The organism is Dyella sp. 2YAF14 (genome assembly GCF_052114725.1).
In the GTDB taxonomy this organism is placed as follows: domain Bacteria; phylum Pseudomonadota; class Gammaproteobacteria; order Xanthomonadales; family Rhodanobacteraceae; genus Dyella.
Map to the genome: position 1 here is coordinate 1 of NZ_JBFRFH010000004.1, position 15,075 is coordinate 15,075.

General features: G+C 61.8%; 17 protein-coding genes. 12 read left to right on the forward strand and 5 right to left on the reverse strand.

The features are described from left to right. Nucleotides 1-149: 149 nt before the first annotated feature. The gene (locus AB4Y82_RS08400; protein ID WP_441603940.1) at nt 150-824 is read right to left on the reverse strand and encodes a MarC family NAAT transporter; all 675 of its coding nucleotides are present in this window, start codon (nt 822-824) and stop codon (nt 150-152) included. Nucleotides 825-1,193: 369 nt separating this feature from the next. Between AB4Y82_RS08400 and AB4Y82_RS08405 the strand changes: the two genes are divergently transcribed. Further along, nucleotides 1,194-1,763: an OmpA/MotB family protein gene (locus AB4Y82_RS08405; RefSeq protein WP_441603941.1), complete on the forward strand. Its 570-nt coding sequence runs from the start codon at nt 1,194-1,196 to the stop codon at nt 1,761-1,763. Nucleotides 1,764-1,924: 161 nt separating this feature from the next. Here AB4Y82_RS08405 and AB4Y82_RS08410 read toward each other — a convergent pair whose 3' ends face one another. Next, nucleotides 1,925-2,530 carry a hypothetical protein gene (locus tag AB4Y82_RS08410; RefSeq protein ID WP_441611225.1) on the reverse strand — a complete coding sequence of 202 codons (606 nt, stop codon included), beginning with the start codon at nt 2,528-2,530 and terminating at the stop codon, nt 1,925-1,927. Nucleotides 2,531-2,885: 355 nt separating this feature from the next. Here AB4Y82_RS08410 and AB4Y82_RS08415 point away from each other — a divergent pair, with 355 nt between their 5' ends. The 8 genes from AB4Y82_RS08415 to AB4Y82_RS08450 all read left to right on the forward strand — a co-directional run bounded on the left by AB4Y82_RS08415 (nt 2,886) and on the right by AB4Y82_RS08450 (nt 12,032). After that, nucleotides 2,886-3,740: a hypothetical protein gene (locus tag AB4Y82_RS08415; protein WP_441603943.1), complete on the forward strand. Its 855-nt coding sequence runs from the start codon at nt 2,886-2,888 to the stop codon at nt 3,738-3,740. Between the two features lie 279 nt (nt 3,741-4,019). Then, nucleotides 4,020-4,718, forward strand: a complete 699-nt coding sequence (locus tag AB4Y82_RS08420; RefSeq protein WP_441603944.1) for a response regulator — start codon at nt 4,020-4,022, stop codon at nt 4,716-4,718. Nucleotides 4,719-4,783: 65 nt separating this feature from the next. Continuing rightward, entirely contained in the window at nt 4,784-5,359 is a 576-nt protein-coding gene (locus AB4Y82_RS08425) for a hypothetical protein (RefSeq protein WP_441603945.1), read from the forward strand. Between the two features lie 91 nt (nt 5,360-5,450). Continuing rightward, nucleotides 5,451-5,864, forward strand: a complete 414-nt coding sequence (locus tag AB4Y82_RS08430; protein WP_441603946.1) for a hypothetical protein — start codon at nt 5,451-5,453, stop codon at nt 5,862-5,864. Between the two features lie 72 nt (nt 5,865-5,936). Beyond that, nucleotides 5,937-7,229: a TolC family protein gene (locus AB4Y82_RS08435; RefSeq protein WP_441603947.1), complete on the forward strand. Its 1,293-nt coding sequence runs from the start codon at nt 5,937-5,939 to the stop codon at nt 7,227-7,229. Further along, complete coding sequence (locus AB4Y82_RS08440; RefSeq protein ID WP_441603948.1) at nt 7,226-8,512, forward strand: efflux RND transporter periplasmic adaptor subunit; 1,287 nt, start codon at nt 7,226-7,228, stop codon at nt 8,510-8,512. The genes AB4Y82_RS08435 and AB4Y82_RS08440 overlap by 4 nt, the downstream gene beginning before the upstream one ends. Then, a complete protein-coding gene (locus AB4Y82_RS08445) occupies nt 8,509-11,688 on the forward strand; it encodes an efflux RND transporter permease subunit (RefSeq protein WP_441603949.1) in 3,180 nt (1,059 codons plus the stop codon). The genes AB4Y82_RS08440 and AB4Y82_RS08445 overlap by 4 nt, the downstream gene beginning before the upstream one ends. Beyond that, nucleotides 11,685-12,032: a copper-binding protein gene (locus AB4Y82_RS08450; protein WP_441603950.1), complete on the forward strand. Its 348-nt coding sequence runs from the start codon at nt 11,685-11,687 to the stop codon at nt 12,030-12,032. The genes AB4Y82_RS08445 and AB4Y82_RS08450 overlap by 4 nt, the downstream gene beginning before the upstream one ends. A gap of 29 nt (nt 12,033-12,061) precedes the next feature. On the opposite strand, the gene AB4Y82_RS08455 is transcribed toward AB4Y82_RS08450, so the two are convergent. Further along, nucleotides 12,062-12,283: a GDCCVxC domain-containing (seleno)protein gene (locus tag AB4Y82_RS08455; RefSeq protein WP_441603997.1), complete on the reverse strand. Its 222-nt coding sequence runs from the start codon at nt 12,281-12,283 to the stop codon at nt 12,062-12,064. Nucleotides 12,284-12,285: 2 nt separating this feature from the next. Further along, a complete protein-coding gene (locus AB4Y82_RS08460; protein ID WP_441603951.1) occupies nt 12,286-12,918 on the reverse strand; it encodes a cation transporter in 633 nt (210 codons plus the stop codon). Nucleotides 12,919-12,980: 62 nt separating this feature from the next. Here AB4Y82_RS08460 and AB4Y82_RS08465 point away from each other — a divergent pair, with 62 nt between their 5' ends. The 3 genes from AB4Y82_RS08465 (at nt 12,981) to AB4Y82_RS08475 (ending at nt 14,621) form a co-directional block, all read left to right on the forward strand. Beyond that, a complete protein-coding gene (locus tag AB4Y82_RS08465; RefSeq protein ID WP_441603952.1) occupies nt 12,981-13,385 on the forward strand; it encodes a MerR family transcriptional regulator in 405 nt (134 codons plus the stop codon). Between the two features lie 136 nt (nt 13,386-13,521). Continuing rightward, the gene (locus AB4Y82_RS08470) at nt 13,522-13,971 is read left to right on the forward strand and encodes a chromate transporter (RefSeq protein ID WP_441611255.1); all 450 of its coding nucleotides are present in this window, start codon (nt 13,522-13,524) and stop codon (nt 13,969-13,971) included. Further along, a complete protein-coding gene (locus AB4Y82_RS08475; RefSeq protein WP_441611226.1) occupies nt 13,911-14,621 on the forward strand; it encodes a chromate transporter in 711 nt (236 codons plus the stop codon). Before AB4Y82_RS08470 ends, AB4Y82_RS08475 begins: the two co-directional genes overlap by 61 nt. Nucleotides 14,622-14,661: 40 nt before the next feature. Here AB4Y82_RS08475 and AB4Y82_RS08480 read toward each other — a convergent pair whose 3' ends face one another. Then, complete coding sequence (locus AB4Y82_RS08480) at nt 14,662-15,021, reverse strand: ArsR/SmtB family transcription factor (protein ID WP_441603954.1); 360 nt, start codon at nt 15,019-15,021, stop codon at nt 14,662-14,664. Nucleotides 15,022-15,075 lie beyond the last annotated feature (54 nt).

The window sequence follows — 15,075 nt, forward strand, 5'->3', positions numbered from 1 at the left end:
TCTACCTGGCCCTGCGCAACATCAGCAAGAAATGGACGCTGCCGATCCGCGACTGGAAGGCTGCATTGAACCGCTTTACGATTCAGTTCGAGGAACGACTTCCTCAGCGGTAACCCAAACCCCGGTTACACAAAATTCTGCACACGCCCCTACACCGCGGCAACGAGGTGCCATATCTGCAAGAGCTCGTGACCCCCATTGATGGCGAATTGCACGCCGATGCATACCAACAGAAAGCCCATCACGCGAGTCAGCGCATCCACGCCGCTTTGCCCAAGCAGCCGCAGGATGGTCGTGGCGCCGCGAAGGCAGGCCCAGAACTCCAACGTAAAGAGCACCGCTACCGTGATGACAGCCAGGTGCACCGAATAGGAATAACTGCGCGTAGGGATGGTCGAGGCAGCACTGATGATGAAGGCGATGGTGCCGGGCCCCGTGGTACACGGCATCGTCAAAGGGACGAATGAGATATCGCGGAACTTCGTCGTTGGGGTGGCAGCGGAAAATTCCTCTTGAATCCCCTGCTCCGTCATCCGTTCCGGCGGAAACAGCATGCCGAAGCCGATATACGAAACAATCAAACCGCCGGCCAGCCGCAACCCGGGGATAGAAATCCCGAAGAGACGCATGACAATGCTGCCTGCATAGAAACAGACCAGAAGGACGATGAATACGTAAATGGCGGCACGCAAGACCTGCCGATTGCGCTCTGCGTCCGGGTAGCGCGCGGTCAGCGCCAACAGCACCGTTGCACTGGTCACCGGATTGGCGATGGTCGTCAGGCCCAACAGTCCCACTGCGACGTCATTCAGAAAGGCGGGCATGTCTGGCTATCTAAGCGGGCGAATTTTAGGCCTGTCTTATCCACCTATGCCGATGATGGTAGCGTGACCGGCGAGCCTCATAAAACAACGAAAGAATCGCCACTCCCAAGGCCGGATGGCAGACGCGACCATGTCATTTTCATTCTGGGTGGAATCCCGCTGCGCATCAGCCAAGGCATCTCTACTCAAATAACTTGCGTGTTTCCACCTAATCATTCTATTAAATTTATGGGCGACGTATTTTCTTCCTACTTTATTAACTACAATTCAGCGACCATTGCATGAGCGTGGTGAGACCAAACTAGCAAGCGACTATCGGCGAATCGAAGATCGCCTCCTTTGATAAGACACCAACGTGAGGGAACTCCCATGATCAAGTTTCCGCAGCTATGCGTACTAGGTGTGGCACTCCTGGCGGCAGGGTGTGTCTCTCAGCAGAAATATGATGAGTCGCAGCAGAAGAATGCGGAGCTGGAGGCGCAATACCAGCAGCTCAATGCGAGCATGGGGAGCGAAATTCAGTCCCGCGACGTGCGCATCTCGCGCATGCAGGATGCCATCAAGGTTTCGCTCAACGATCAGCTGCTGTTTCCATCAGGCGGCTGGGAGATATCAGAGCAGGCCAAGACCAGCATTGCCAAGGTCGCCAAGATCCTTGCCCCTCATCAGAAGAACAAGATCAACGTGAGCGGCTACACCGATAGCACGCCCATTGGTCCGGAACTGGCGAAGCAAGGCATCACGACCAATCAGATCCTGTCGCAGAAGCGCGCGGACAATGTGCAGCAATTCATGATCTCGCAGGGCGTCAATCCAAGCCTGGTATCGGCCAAGGGCTATGGCGAGGAGAATCCCGTAGCGTCCAACGACACCGCCGAGGGCAAGGCTCAGAATCGTCGCGTGGAGCTCACCGTAGCGAGCCCCGGCACGAGCAACTGAATCGACGCAGATATCGAACTTGACGGGCGCGGCCAAATGGACCGCGCCCGTCGCCTGTTGCCCACCTTCACATACGCGCCGGCGTGAATCGTTCGCTTGCGTCATCACCATGACCCAAGGATCGGGTGATGCTCGCGACGTCCTACCCGCCTGCCGCACCCTTACCCCTGCGGGGTGACGGTGACCGCCAAAGCCTCGGCATAAGTGATGCGCACCATGTCGCCGACTTTCAGCTTTGAGAGTCGGGCCTGGCGTGCGGGATCCTTCACCTCGATGATACGGGTCTTGCCATCAGCCCCGGTAAGCGTGACGGTATGCTTCTTCAGGTCGACCGCCGTGAGTTTCGCGGTCACCGTCACCGCCTGCTCGGCCGTACCACCCGGTTTGTTGCTTTTCTCATCCCGCGTAATGTCGCCTTCAACCTCGGTGCCCGCTTGCGCACTGTCGGCCGGAAGCAACTCAAGCGCAACGGCATGTTGGTACGTCATGGTGATCTTGTCGCCGACTTTGACCTGGTCGAACCGCGTGGCGGCCGGCCCCACCGCTACCGTGTCTTCTTTGCCAGCGGCCGTTCGAAGCGTGACCAGGCGTTTTTGATAATCGATCTGCGTCACCGTAGCCGTCACGGTCTCCGTCTCGTTGGCCAGCTCGTGTGCCGTCGCGGTCACCGGCGGCGCTGTGGAGGTCTGCGCATAGACCGACAGGAAAGGTGTGCCTGCCGCTACGACCGCTAGAAGCAAGCAACGTGGGAAGTCGAAGGCGCTCATATCACATCTCTCTGTCAGCGACGAATCAAGGCGTACATGCCATGAGAGCATCCCGTTTCGGGGCTGCTCTGCCCTTTTCATCCAATCACGCAGCACGCCACCCCGCCCCATGCCTGCAGTGCGCATAGACTCCTACAAGCATCGGCTGTGATGCATGAGATCTCCAGTGGCTAATTACCGATTATTTCTGTGTAGAAATACGCAGGCCTAAAATGCACACGCAAGAGTTTGCTAATTGCCCACGATCTAATTAGCGCGTAGATCTACTTATGCCTTTAGTGCTGCAAGTTTTTGCTGTGAATTCCCAATTAGTTGCGCCAATATGTATTGTCGATTAGAGCGATGAGGGGTCATCATGAGTGGCCGTTCCGGTTCTCTTTTTGCTCGCGCCACCCTCGCGCTAGGGCTCGTTTTAACCTCCGGTGCTGCCTCATTGTTCGCGATGCCGGCGTTCGCACAGTCAGAAGACTATTGGGACGGAAACTGGCACGGCAGCATCACGCCGTACGGCTGGCTTCCCGGCGTGTCCGGCGAAACCCGATACCAGCTTCCCAGTGGCCCGGATGTCACCGTCAAAAACAAGAGAGACCCCTTGAGCAGCCTCAGTGGCGCCCTGCTGCTCGAAGGCGATATTCGCAAGGGGAACTGGGGCATGTTCGGCGACATCGACTGGATCAAATTCTCAAACGAGAAGGGGCGCTTCACCTCGATTGGAGGCGAACGCTTCGGAGCCGACGCCGGCCTGGATACGCGCTGGGGAATGAAGGGCGGCCTGATTACGCTGGCCGGGCTGTATACGCTTGGGCACGGCACGCTTGGTTATGCCGACCTGCTCTTCGGCGCGCGCTATGTGTGGTTGAAAGGCAACATCAGCTGGAACCTCAACGTGGTCAACAACCAGGATGCCTTGATCCTGCAAGGTAGTGGCCACCTGCATAATCAGACGCATGCCGGTAACGCGATTATCGGCGTACGAGGTCGCTGGACGCCGTTCGCTGACTCGGGCTGGTACTTTCCGTACTACGCCGACGTCGGCACGGGCGACTCCGACAACACCTACCAATTGAACGTCGGCGTGGGCTACGCATTCCACTGGGGCGATATCGCCATCAGCTATCGCGATATCAAATATGAGCAAGGCGGCAGTGACAAGTTTCTCAAAGAGGCAAGGATCAGTGGGCCAAGTTTCAACTACACCTGGCACTTCTGAAATCCGGGTTGGCCAGGGCTTTTCTCTGGCGGACTCGCCGGCAGGCATCGATGCGTCGATGCCACGGTGCCCAATCGGCTTGGAACGGCGACGCCTGGGGAACGAAACGCGATCTAACGGTTAACGAGCGTCAAGCAAAGGGCGAACAGTGCTGCTGAATCTCCCGGCGCGAGGGCGGTGTCGAACACGCCCACGCCAGGGTGACAGGTCCCGGTTGCAAGGATCGATGTTCGCTTGGACTCCTCGTTCATTGAGGCTGTAGCAGGGAGATGTGCCACCATGACAGAGAACACTTCATTTCAGACGAGCGACAAGCCGTCATTGCGCGTGCTGCTGGCAGATGCAGATCAGGGCATAGCCGAGGAAGTGGCGGGCTTATTGGCTCCGATTGTTGGATCCTTCGAAATCACCCACGACGGAATCTCCCTGGTCAAGCGCGCGCTCACCGGCGCCATCGACCTGGTCGTTTCCGATATCACGTTGCCGCTGCTCAGCGGGTTGCAGGCATTGCAGCAGTTGCGCGAGAGAGGATCCACCGTACCCTTCATCGTTCTTTCTGCGCATGGTGAGCCAGCCGTCACGCGCGAGGCCCTGCTCTCTGGTTGCAATGGCTACGTCATCAAGCAACTGGCCAGCGAGGAACTTTGCAGAGCGGTGGAAGCGGTTGCGCATGGCTACCAGTACCTGAGCCCAAGCGCCCTCACCGCCATCATGCTCGCGCCGCCACCCACTCACCGACTGTCGCGCCGACAGGGACAGATCATCAACTGCGTCGCCGATGGATTCCGTACGTCGGAGATCGCTTCTTCGCTGGGCATATCGCCCCGCACGGTGGAAAGCCATCGACAGGCATTGCTGCGTCTGTTCGGCGTTCACAACAGCATCGCGCTTATTCGTGAGGCGGAGAAGCAAGGTCTCGTGCGACAAGGGATGGCCCGACGCATGGCAGAAGTGTCCATGGATCCTGCATTGAGTTGAGCCGCGATGGGTGCGTGTCACTTCGCCTGCATGACGTCTCTGGCATCGAGACAGGGAGCGCTGATGTGAAGCTGTTCATCGTGCCGGGAGCTTGCACTGTGGCCCTGATGCTTGGTTGCTCAACGGTGAGCGTCAGCAATCAGTGGCGGAATCCCTCTTTTGCGGGACCGCCGCTATCCAACGTGCTCGTCGTTGGCATTACCCGTAGTGACACGATGAAGCGCGTGTTCGAGGACGTGTTCTCCCAAGAACTGCAGAGCGCAGGCATCCGTGCAGAACGCAGCTATGCCCGGCTTCCGCAAGGCGCCACATCGCTGAATCTCAATGATCTGAAGACCACGGGAATCGATGGCGTCCTCACCACGCGCGTCGAGCGCGTCGAGCAAAAGATCAATGTGACACCGGGCGGCCCGAGCTACGGAGGTTTCTATGGTTGGTATGGATCAGCCTGGGCATCCACCCCCGATGTACATCAATACGAGGTGGTCACCCTCGAGACCAGCGTGTGGGACGTCAGGAGCGAGAAGCTCGTATGGACGGTGACTACGCAAGGCGTGCGAACGAATGATCTCACTCAGGCCACCAGGGACCTGGCCGCCACTCTGATACCGAAACTGAAAAGCGAAGGTGTCCTTCGCTGACCTCTCGCGGGCGCCCCGAGATGGCAGCCCGGTAACGGGATCGGACCCTCTTGACTGGACCTGGGTCCAGCTGCGCTATGATGAACACTTCATGCGCACACGCCTTCACATCAGCCGCCGTCACCGCGTCCTTTGGACCGGGGTGGTGCTGTTTTGTCTGTTGTTCCAGCAGCTCGCCATGGCTGCCTATGTCTGCACGCTGCCCACCAGGCCGGCCGACACGGTGATGACGGGCGATTGCGCGGCCATGGGCACGGGCTCCATGGAGAAAGCCTCTTTCCAACACCAAAGTCCGGATGCACGTTGCGCCGAACACTGTGCCGGCAACGCGACTTCGGCACATGATGTTCGCCTGCCAGCCGTTCCGCCACTGTTGTTGCCCATGGCATCCCCGATGCTGCTGGGAACCATCGCGCATGCGCCCGAGCAGGCGCCCATGCCTGATGCCGCACTGCTTCGTCCCGATCCGCCGCCGACACTGCGGTTCTGCTCCCTGTTGATCTAGCCCTCGATCGCTAACCACTCGGCGGCCATGCCTGCGTGCATGGCTCGTACGGTTTTGTGATCGGAGCTAGCAATGTTTTCGCATCGAATTCTGACGCGTGCCTGCACGGCGCGCTTTTGGCTGTGCCTTTTATCGGTCGCCACAGGTCTGTTGGCATCTTCAGCCTGGGCGGACGATACCGCCTCGACCCTGACGTTGGACGCAGCAACCCGGCGCGCCATGGCGCAGGCGCCGCTTCTTCAGGCACGTCTTGCCCAGCAGGACGCCGCCCGCGAAGAAGCTGGGCGCGCCGGCGCCCTCCCCGACCCCCAGCTGACCGTTGGCATCGACAACCTGGCCATCCAAGGCCCGGGGGCCTTCACGGCCGGCGGCGACACCATGACCATGCGCACCGTCGGGCTTTCCCAGGCGCTGCCGTCTCGGGCCAAGCGCCAGGCGCAGCGCGACGTCGCGCAAGCGAATGTCGAACAAGCCGCGTCCACCTCGGCGATGACCCGGCTCGCCATCGAGCAACAAGTCGCCGTCGCCTGGATCGGCGCATGGGGGGCTCACCGTGAACTCCAGATGTTGCAAGCCATGCGACGTGAGTGGGCGATCGATGTCGTGGTGGCCCAAGCGCGATTGCGCGGAGGCAACGGCTCTGCTGCCGATGTACTGGCCATGCGCAATGAAGCGCTCGATCTGGAAAACCGCATCGACGACGCCAACTCGCGCGAAGCCCAGGCTCGAGCGGCATTGGCGCGATGGCTGGGCACGCCGGTCAACGAACCACTGGCCGACGCACCCGACTTCACCGTGCTCCCACACGACGAATCCTCCTTGCTGTCCAACCTGGACCATCAAGGCAACCTCCTCGGCTGGCCTGCTCGCGAACACGCCGCCGAAGCCGCCCTGGAGGCTGCCAAGGCCGAGAAGCATCCCGAGTGGAGCGTGGGATTCAACTATGGCTCTCGTGTGCGCGGCCTGTCCGACATGGTGTCGCTCCAGGTCGGGGTGAGCCTGCCTTTGTTCACGCGCAATCGGCAAGACCGCGGCATCAGCGGGCGTGCTGCAGACCTCGATGCAGTTCGAGCCGAACGCGATGACGCGCGGCGGCAACAGGCCGAGGCTGTGCAGGCAGCCTGGGCGCAATGGGATGCACTGGGCCGGCAAGTGCGTCGACATCTCAGCCAGCTACTGCCGCAAGCCAACGATCGCGCGGCGCTGGCCCTGGCGGCCTATCGCGGTGGCGGCGATATCCAACCCTTGCTGGATGCGCGCCGCGACGAAATCTCTCACCACACCGACTTTGCTCGCATGCTGACCGACTACGGCCGTGCCTGGGCAGCCTTGACCCACCTTCTTCCCGAGGGGGACACCCCATGAAACGTGCTGTCCTGATCTCATTCATTCTCGCGGCACTGCTCGTTACTGCGATCATCGCCTACTGGGCAGGCCGCCACGGCAATGCTCCGGCGGAATCTTCCGCAGCCACAGGATCCGCTACACCGGTGGCGCGTACCAAGGTCCTGTATTGGTACGACCCGATGACGCCCGAGCAGCATTCCGACAAACCGGGATTGTCGTCGATGGGTATGCAAATGGTGCCCAAATATGCCGATGCAGGAATGGACACGAACACCATCCGCATTGATTCGGCGACAGTGCAGAACCTGGGCATGCGCACGGCGACCGTGGAGCGTCGTGCGCTCCCTGCGACGATTCAAGTGCCCGGAACCATCAGCTGGGATCTGCGCCAGGCGACCGTCGTCAGTGCTCGCGTGGACGGAGTCATCAGCAAGCTGTACGTACGCGCTCCGTATGCGAACGTGGCTGCCGGTGCGCCGCTAGCCAGCTTGCTCGCCCCGCAGTGGAGCAGCGCGGTGGCCGAATCGCAGGCCTTGCAACATGTGCAATCGGCAGAGGCCAGAGCCTTGCGCGGCGCCTCGCAACAGCGACTGCAGGCACTGGGCTTGTCACCAGCAGACAGCGGCGCCCTCGGGAGCAGCGGCCAGATCACCCTGCATGCGCCGCAAGCAGGCGTGATCAGTACGCTCGATGTGCGCGAGGGGCAACGCGTCAACGCCGGGCAGACCCTGATGACGATCAACGGGCTATCCACGGTGTGGGTCGAAGCGGCGTTGCCGCAGGCGGTTGCCGGGATGATGCGCGCGGATACACCGGTCAACGTTCACGTCGACGCCCTGCCAGGCCAAGTGTTCCACGGCCATGTGGAAACGCTGCTGCCCGATATCGACATGGCTACCCGCACGCAACGTGCACGCATCGTGCTTGCCAATCCGGACGGCGCGTTGAGTCCCGGCATGTTCGCCACCGTGCAGTTCGACCCATGGCCAGGGGAGGCCTTTCCAGTGGTGCCGGACGATGCATTGATCGCCACGGGTGATCACACGCGGGTGATCGTCGCCAACGACCGCGGTCGCTTCCGCGCCGTCGCGATTCGCACCGGACGCTCGGCGGGCGGCTACACCGAAGTCCTGGACGGCCTCGCTGGCGGCGAGAAGGTGGTGGTGTCCGGCCAGTTCCTGATCGACTCGGAAGCCAGCCTGTCGGGGGCGCTCGATCGCTTGAACGATCCTGGTGCGAATCCTGCTCCTGCGAGCAGCGCGTCGATGCCGGGCATGCCGATGTCAGGAGATCGTCCATGATCGCGACGCTCATCCGCACCGCGATCGCGCATCGCGCCCTGGTGTTGCTGGCTGCCCTGGTGCTGGCGGTGGCCGGCGCGTTCGCTGCTATGCATACGCCGATCGATGCCCTGCCCGATCTGTCTGACACCCAGGTGATCCTCCGCACGAACTGGCCAGGCCAGTCGCCCCAGGTGGTGGAAGATCAGGTCACCTATCCGCTGGCCACGACCATGCTATCGGTGCCTGGCGCCAAGACGGTCCGCGGCTACTCGTTCTTCGGCGACTCATACGTCTACGTGTTGTTCGATGACAGCACGGATCTCTACTGGGCACGCTCGCGCGTGCTGGAGTACTTGAGCCAGGTACGCGATCGCTTGCCCGCTGGCGTCAACCCCTCGCTGGGCCCGGATGCCACCGGGCTGGGCTGGATCTACGAGTACGCACTGATCGACCGCACGGGACAGCACGATATCGGCCAGCTACGCGCATTGCAGGATTGGTTTGTGCGCTATCAGCTCAAGACCGTTCCCGATGTGGCCGAAGTGGCAAGCCTCGGTGGCATGGAGCAAGCATGGCAAGTCGTGCCCGATCCGCAAGCGCTGGCCGCGCGCAACCTCACGATCACGCAGTTGGTCGAAGCCATTCGCGCTGCCAACGGCGCGAACGGTGGTTCCGTCATCGAGCAAGGCGAAGCTGAATTCATGGTGCGCAGCGAAGGTTACCTGCGCAACCGTGAGGACTTCGAGCGTGTGCCCATTGCCACCAACTCCGGTGGTGTGCCGGTACTGCTGCGCGATGTCGCAAAAGTGCAGCGCGGACCCGGCTTTCGACGTGGCATCACTGAACTGGACGGCCAGGGTGAAGTCGCCGGCGGCGTTGTTGTATTGCGCACGGGAAAGAATGCGAAGACCGCGATCGCCGCCGTCAAAGTCAAGCTTGCCGAACTTAAACGCAGTCTACCGGCCGGCGTGGAAGTTGTGCCGACCTATGATCGCTCCGAGCTGATCGATGCGGCCGTCGATAACCTCTGGGGCAAGTTGCTCGAGGAGTTCCTGGTCGTCGCCCTGGTCTGCGCGTTGTTCCTGGGGCATTTGCGCTCCGCCCTGGTGGCGGTGATCACGCTGCCGCTCGGTGTGCTGGTTGCGTTTGTGGTGATGCATTTGCAAGGTGTGTCGGCCAACCTGATGTCACTCGGAGGTATCGCCATTGCCATCGGTGCGATGGTCGACGCAGCCGTGGTAATGATTGAAAACACCCATAAGCATCTGGAGCATTGGCGTGATGCGCACGATGGGCGGGAACCGCAAGGCGCTGCACGCTGGTCACTAGTGGCGGAGTCGGCTGTCGAAGTGGGGCCCGCGCTGTTCGTGAGCCTCCTGATCATCGCGCTGTCGTTCGTACCGGTGTTTGCACTGCAAGGCCAGGAAGGCAAGCTGTTCAAGCCGCTTGCGTTCACCAAGACCTACGCCATGGCGGCGGCCGCCGGCCTCGCCGTTACCCTGGTGCCCGTGTTGACGGGATACCTCGTGCGCGGCCGCATCCGCGCCGAGCGCGACAATCCGCTCAATCGAGGCCTCATCGCACTTTATCGCCCCATCCTGGAAGCCGTGCTGCGATATCCGAAGTCGACACTGGTGGCGGCCGCCATCCTGCTACTCAGCGCCGCGATTCCCATCAACCAGCTGGGTAGCGAATTCATGCCTCCGATGGACGAAGGCACGCTGCTGTATATGCCCACTGCACTGCCGAGCCTGTCTGCCGGCAAGGCGGCGCAGCTGCTGCAGCTCACGGATCGCATGATCAAGACCGTGCCCGAGGTGGATCACGTGTTTGGCAAGGCCGGACGCGCCGAGACCGCCACCGATCCTGCACCACTGGAGATGTTCGAAACCACCATCACGTTCAAGCCGAAGAACGCTTGGCGGCCAGGCATGACCATGGACAAGCTCAAGATCGAGCTGGACAAGGCCGTGCGCGTACCAGGTTTGACGAATTTGTTTGTACCGCCAATCCGCAACCGTATCGACATGCTGGCCACCGGCATCAAGAGTCCAATCGGCATCAAAGTGCTTGGAGCCGATCCAGCCGTATTGCAAACCGTGGCCGACCAGATCGAAGCCGTGGCCAAGAAAGCGCCCGGGGTCAGCTCAGCCATTGGCGAGCGCGCCGAGGGTGGCCGCTATGTCAACGTGCACATTCGTCCCGATGATGCGGCCCGCTACGGACTAACCCAGCAGCAGGTACAGGAGCTGATCGCAACACTGGTGGGCGGAGATCCCATCGGGCAGACCATCCAGGGGCGAGAGCGCTATCCGATCGTGGTCCGCTATCAACGCATCGCGCGTGATTCGGTCGCGGCATTGCGGCAGTTGCCGATCGCCACTGCCAGCGGCGCGCAACTGGTCCTCAGTCAAGTCGCCGACATCAGCTTGGACATGGGGCCCCCGATGCTCAAGAGCGAGAACGGTCAGCTGGCCACGTACGTCTACGTCGATACCACGGATCGGGATCTTGGCGCTGTCGTTGCCAACCTGCAGCGGGTCGTGGCACAGCAAGTGACCTTGCCGCCAGGCATCACGGTGGCATGGTCGGGACAGTTCGAGTATCTGGCCAGCGCGACGGAGCGACTGAAGCTTGTGGTGCCCATCGCGCTGCTGATCATCTTCGGACTGATCTATGCCGTATTTCATCGAGCCAGCGAAGCCCTGATGATCATGATGAGCGTGCCGCTGGCCCTCGTCGGCGGGCTGTGGCTAGTCCTGCTACTCGGGCACGCCGTGTCGGTGGCGACCATGATCGGCTTTATCGCCCTGGCCGGTGTTGCCGCCGAGTTTGGCGTGGTGATGCTGCTGTATCTGCGTCACGCCTGGGAGCAGCACCTCGCGCTCGATCCGCATGCCGGACCGGCCGAACTCGACAACGCGATTCGCGAAGGAGCCGTGCAGCGCGTGCGGCCGAAAGCGATGACCGTCGCCGTCATCCTTGCCGGTCTTTTCCCCATACTGCTCGGCCATGGCGCCGGCTCCGAAGTCATGCAGCGCATCGCTGCCCCCATGGTAGGCGGCATGCTCACCGCACCGCTGCTATCCATGCTTGTCATCCCGGCCGCGTTTCGCCTTCTGGTCCTGCATCGACTGCGCAAGACCAGCCAGGCGACCGTCGCACTCGCTCCCGACCAAGGAACCACTCGATGAAAAAACACCTGTCCGCCTTCGCCATCCTGGGCGCACTGGCTGCAGCGCCCGGCTTCGCCCTAGCGCAAGCAATGGACCCGAGCATGCCCGGCATGCAGCACGATGCCCACACTACCGATGCGCACGGAACCGGTGTCGTCAAGGCGATCGACACGGCCAGGAACACCGTCACATTGCAGCATCAGGCGATCGCCTCCGCCGGCTGGCCAGCGATGACGATGGCGTTCAAAGTGGCCTCGCCGGATCTGCTGAAGGCCATCAAGGTCGGCGACAAAGTGCAGTTCTCACTGCATCCGGCAGGTATGGACAGCACGGTAACGGCGATCAAGCCTGTTCAGCCCTGACCCGACGGCGCCGAACGCACGGCATCGGCTCAATGGCAGCAGGAACCTTCCTGCTGCTTCGGCGGACAAGGCGCGGTGCCGTAGGAACAGAAGACACAACAGTCGCCAGCTTTGGGGCGCACGACCTCGCCACAACCTGGGCAGTCGTAGAAAAACCAGCAATAGTTGGTGGGCATCGTCTCCTGCGAACGATGCCCGCACAGCGGACAGGTCACCGTACTTTGCAGGATGAGTGTCCGTTTTGAATCCATGGTCATGACCCGGATGAAACCGGGCCCGAGCGGAACTGCGGCCATGCCGAGGCCAGCACGTCCATCCCGGTCCGCACAAAGAGCAACGCCAGCAGTGCGCCAAAAACCAGGTCAAGCCACGCCCAGCCCGTCCAGGCGATCACGGCTGTCGTCAACAAAACACCGGTGTTGCCGATCACGTCATTGCGCGAGCACAGCCAGACCGAGCGCATATTGATGTCGTCGCTGCGGAACCGCGTCAGCAGCAAGAGGCAGGTCGCGTTGGCCACAAGCGCCACACCTGCCGCGATGGCCATAACGGCTGGCAATGGCTCGGCGCCGGCGATCAGTTTGTGCACGACCTGGGCAAGCACGGCAGCAGCGAAAGCGAGCTGGACGCATCCCTTGACGAGAGCGGCCCCAGCGCGGGCACGCAGCGAGCGCCCCAGTACGATCAGACTCAGCCCATAGACCAGGGCATCGCCCAGGCTGTCCAGCGAATCGCCCTGCAGGGCGGTCGAGTCCGCCAAGAAGCCCGCACCGAACTCGCCCACAAAGATCGCCACATTGATGGCCAGAACGAGCCACAGGATCCGACGCTGCGCTGCCGATCGGGCAAGCGCTTTTCCGGTGGATTCGCAGTCACAGCAGGCCATGGTCTAGTGCTCCCTGAAACAATGGCCTAGGCTAAAGTCCGTAGCTGCTACGGAGTCAAGCCATGCGCATCAGCGACCTGGCCAAACGAACGGGTTGTCACCTTGAGACGGTGCGGTACTACGAGCGCATTGGCCTGCTGCCGAAGCCTGATCGTTCGATCGCCGGCTATCGCCAATACGGTGAGACGGATGTCGAGCGACTCCAATTCATCGTGCGCAGCCGGGCGCTGGGCTTTCATCTGGATGAAATCAAGAGTCTGCTGACACTGGCCTCTGAGTCCACCTTGTCGTGCCAGGAAGTCGACGCCCTTGCCCGCAACCACCTGGCTCAAGTCCAAGCCAAACAGCAGGAGCTGGCGGCGCTCGCCAAGGAGCTGCATCGCATGATCGATACATGCCACAAGGACACCCGCGAGACATGCACGATTCTGCGCGGCCTGTCTGGATCGCAAAGAACAGCAGCATGATCAACAACGCGCCACTGCTGGGCGGCTGCCAGACCGTGGAGATCGACGTTGTTGCCGACCCGTGTCGGCTTTCATGTCTCCAATGCCGCAGGCAGCTTCTTGGGAACCAAGGCATCGCGGCGCTGTGCGATTGCCCATGAAGCCGACATCGTCTCCCGTCCCGCAAGAAAACTTGAACGCCGCCGCCCAGGGCACTGCACGGGAAGTGGGCGCCGCCTTCCTCAAGCTCGGCCTGACCTCATTTGGCGGACCGATCGCGCACCTGGGTTACTTTCGCAGGGAATTTGTCGAGCGGCGACGCTGGCTGGATGAAGAACATTTTGGCCAGCTCTTGGCGTTGTGCCAATTTCTGCCGGGGCCGGCGAGCAGTCAGCTGGGGTTCTCCCTGGGCTTGTTGCGCGCCGGCTGGCTGGGCGCGATCGCCGCCTTCATCGCCTTCACCTTGCCATCGGCGCTGTTGCTGTTCGCGTTCGCCGCATTGAGCGATCGCCTTGCCAGCCGATTGCCGTCAGTGCCAGTTCGGCGATGCAGTTGCTGGTGGTTGCCGGCGGTGCAGCGCTGGGACCATGGCTGTGCCGCAACGTGACGGCACGACAGGGGGAGACGTTCTCGTTGCATTACGGCCGCCGCCTCGGCACGACACTGCTTTGCGCCTATGCCGTCTTGCTGCTCGCCGCGTTGACCATCGCACCCGGCTTGCCGCCGCTTGGCCAGGTTGCGGGAGCGTTCTATCGAACCGGCGCCCTGGTGTTTGGCGGCGGGCATGTCGTGCTGCCGCTGTTGAAGCAGGCCGTCGTGGATCCGGGATGGGTCACCAACGATACCTTCCTGGCCGGATACGGTGCCGCGCAAGCCGTGCCCGGCCCGATGTTCACTCTGTCTGCATTCCTGGGCGAACGGATGCAAGGCGGCTACGGCGGCATGCTCGGAGCCGTGGTCAGTTTGCTGGCCATCTTCCTCCCCGGACTATTGATGGTCTCGGGCAGCCTGCCTTTTTGGCGGGCACTTGCTGCGCGCGATCAAACGGCGCGCATGCTCGCCGGCGTTAACGCTGCCGTGGTGGGCCTGTTGGCCGCTGCGCTGTACAACCCGGTGTGGGTGAGTGCGGTGCGCGATGCAGAAGACTTTGCCATCGCCTTGATCGCTTTTGCGCTGCTGGTTGCGGCTCGATGGTCTCCGCTGGGAGTCGTCGCCTGGTGCGTCGTGGCCTCTGTGCTGCGAACACTATGGATGTGATCGGGCCGATCCGGGGATCTCGACACGAGCGATCGAGGCCTTATGCCGTGCGCTTTCTGGTGCGCGCTTGGGTGCCGGTGGATTTGACCGCGGGCGGGCGCGCGCAGGACTGTCCTGTCGCGCTACAGCAATTCTCGGTGAGATAGCCCACCAGGTCGTTCATGACGTCAAGAACCGGCGAGTAGTAGATGAACCGCCCATCCTGCCGGCTCGTGATCAGCCCTGCATGGACGAGCTCCTTCAAGTGGAACGAGAGCGTGGCGTTGGCCAGCCCCAGCCGCTCGGCGATCGCACTGGCTGCCAGGCCATCGGGTGCGTGCTCCACGAGCAGGCGATACACGGCCAACCGCGACTCTTGGGCGAGTGCGGACAGGACGGTGATGGCTTGTTTGGTCTGCATGGCGTGCCGGAAGCTCGGTCAGGAACCTTCCAAGTGTAAGAGCAATGGCAGTGT

What these genes read in the sequence shown, in the direction of transcription:
- AB4Y82_RS08435 (WP_441603947.1), top strand. Translation starts at nt 5,937, where the DNA reads ATGTTTTCGCATCGAATTCTGACGCGTGCCTGCACGGCGCGCTTTTGG.
- AB4Y82_RS08450 (WP_441603950.1), top strand. Translation starts at nt 11,685, where the DNA reads ATGAAAAAACACCTGTCCGCCTTCGCCATCCTGGGCGCACTGGCTGCA.
- AB4Y82_RS08400 (WP_441603940.1), bottom strand. Translation starts at nt 824, where the DNA reads ATGCCCGCCTTTCTGAATGACGTCGCAGTGGGACTGTTGGGCCTGACG.
- AB4Y82_RS08420 (WP_441603944.1), top strand. Translation starts at nt 4,020, where the DNA reads ATGACAGAGAACACTTCATTTCAGACGAGCGACAAGCCGTCATTGCGC.
- AB4Y82_RS08475 (WP_441611226.1), top strand. Translation starts at nt 13,911, where the DNA reads ATGCAGTTGCTGGTGGTTGCCGGCGGTGCAGCGCTGGGACCATGGCTG.
- AB4Y82_RS08410 (WP_441611225.1), bottom strand. Translation starts at nt 2,530, where the DNA reads ATGAGCGCCTTCGACTTCCCACGTTGCTTGCTTCTAGCGGTCGTAGCG.
- AB4Y82_RS08440 (WP_441603948.1), top strand. Translation starts at nt 7,226, where the DNA reads ATGAAACGTGCTGTCCTGATCTCATTCATTCTCGCGGCACTGCTCGTT.
- AB4Y82_RS08405 (WP_441603941.1), top strand. Translation starts at nt 1,194, where the DNA reads ATGATCAAGTTTCCGCAGCTATGCGTACTAGGTGTGGCACTCCTGGCG.
- AB4Y82_RS08415 (WP_441603943.1), top strand. Translation starts at nt 2,886, where the DNA reads ATGAGTGGCCGTTCCGGTTCTCTTTTTGCTCGCGCCACCCTCGCGCTA.
- AB4Y82_RS08470 (WP_441611255.1), top strand. Translation starts at nt 13,522, where the DNA reads ATGAAGCCGACATCGTCTCCCGTCCCGCAAGAAAACTTGAACGCCGCC.
- AB4Y82_RS08430 (WP_441603946.1), top strand. Translation starts at nt 5,451, where the DNA reads ATGCGCACACGCCTTCACATCAGCCGCCGTCACCGCGTCCTTTGGACC.
- AB4Y82_RS08460 (WP_441603951.1), bottom strand. Translation starts at nt 12,918, where the DNA reads ATGGCCTGCTGTGACTGCGAATCCACCGGAAAAGCGCTTGCCCGATCG.
- AB4Y82_RS08465 (WP_441603952.1), top strand. Translation starts at nt 12,981, where the DNA reads ATGCGCATCAGCGACCTGGCCAAACGAACGGGTTGTCACCTTGAGACG.
- AB4Y82_RS08480 (WP_441603954.1), bottom strand. Translation starts at nt 15,021, where the DNA reads ATGCAGACCAAACAAGCCATCACCGTCCTGTCCGCACTCGCCCAAGAG.
- AB4Y82_RS08445 (WP_441603949.1), top strand. Translation starts at nt 8,509, where the DNA reads ATGATCGCGACGCTCATCCGCACCGCGATCGCGCATCGCGCCCTGGTG.
- AB4Y82_RS08455 (WP_441603997.1), bottom strand. Translation starts at nt 12,283, where the DNA reads ATGGATTCAAAACGGACACTCATCCTGCAAAGTACGGTGACCTGTCCG.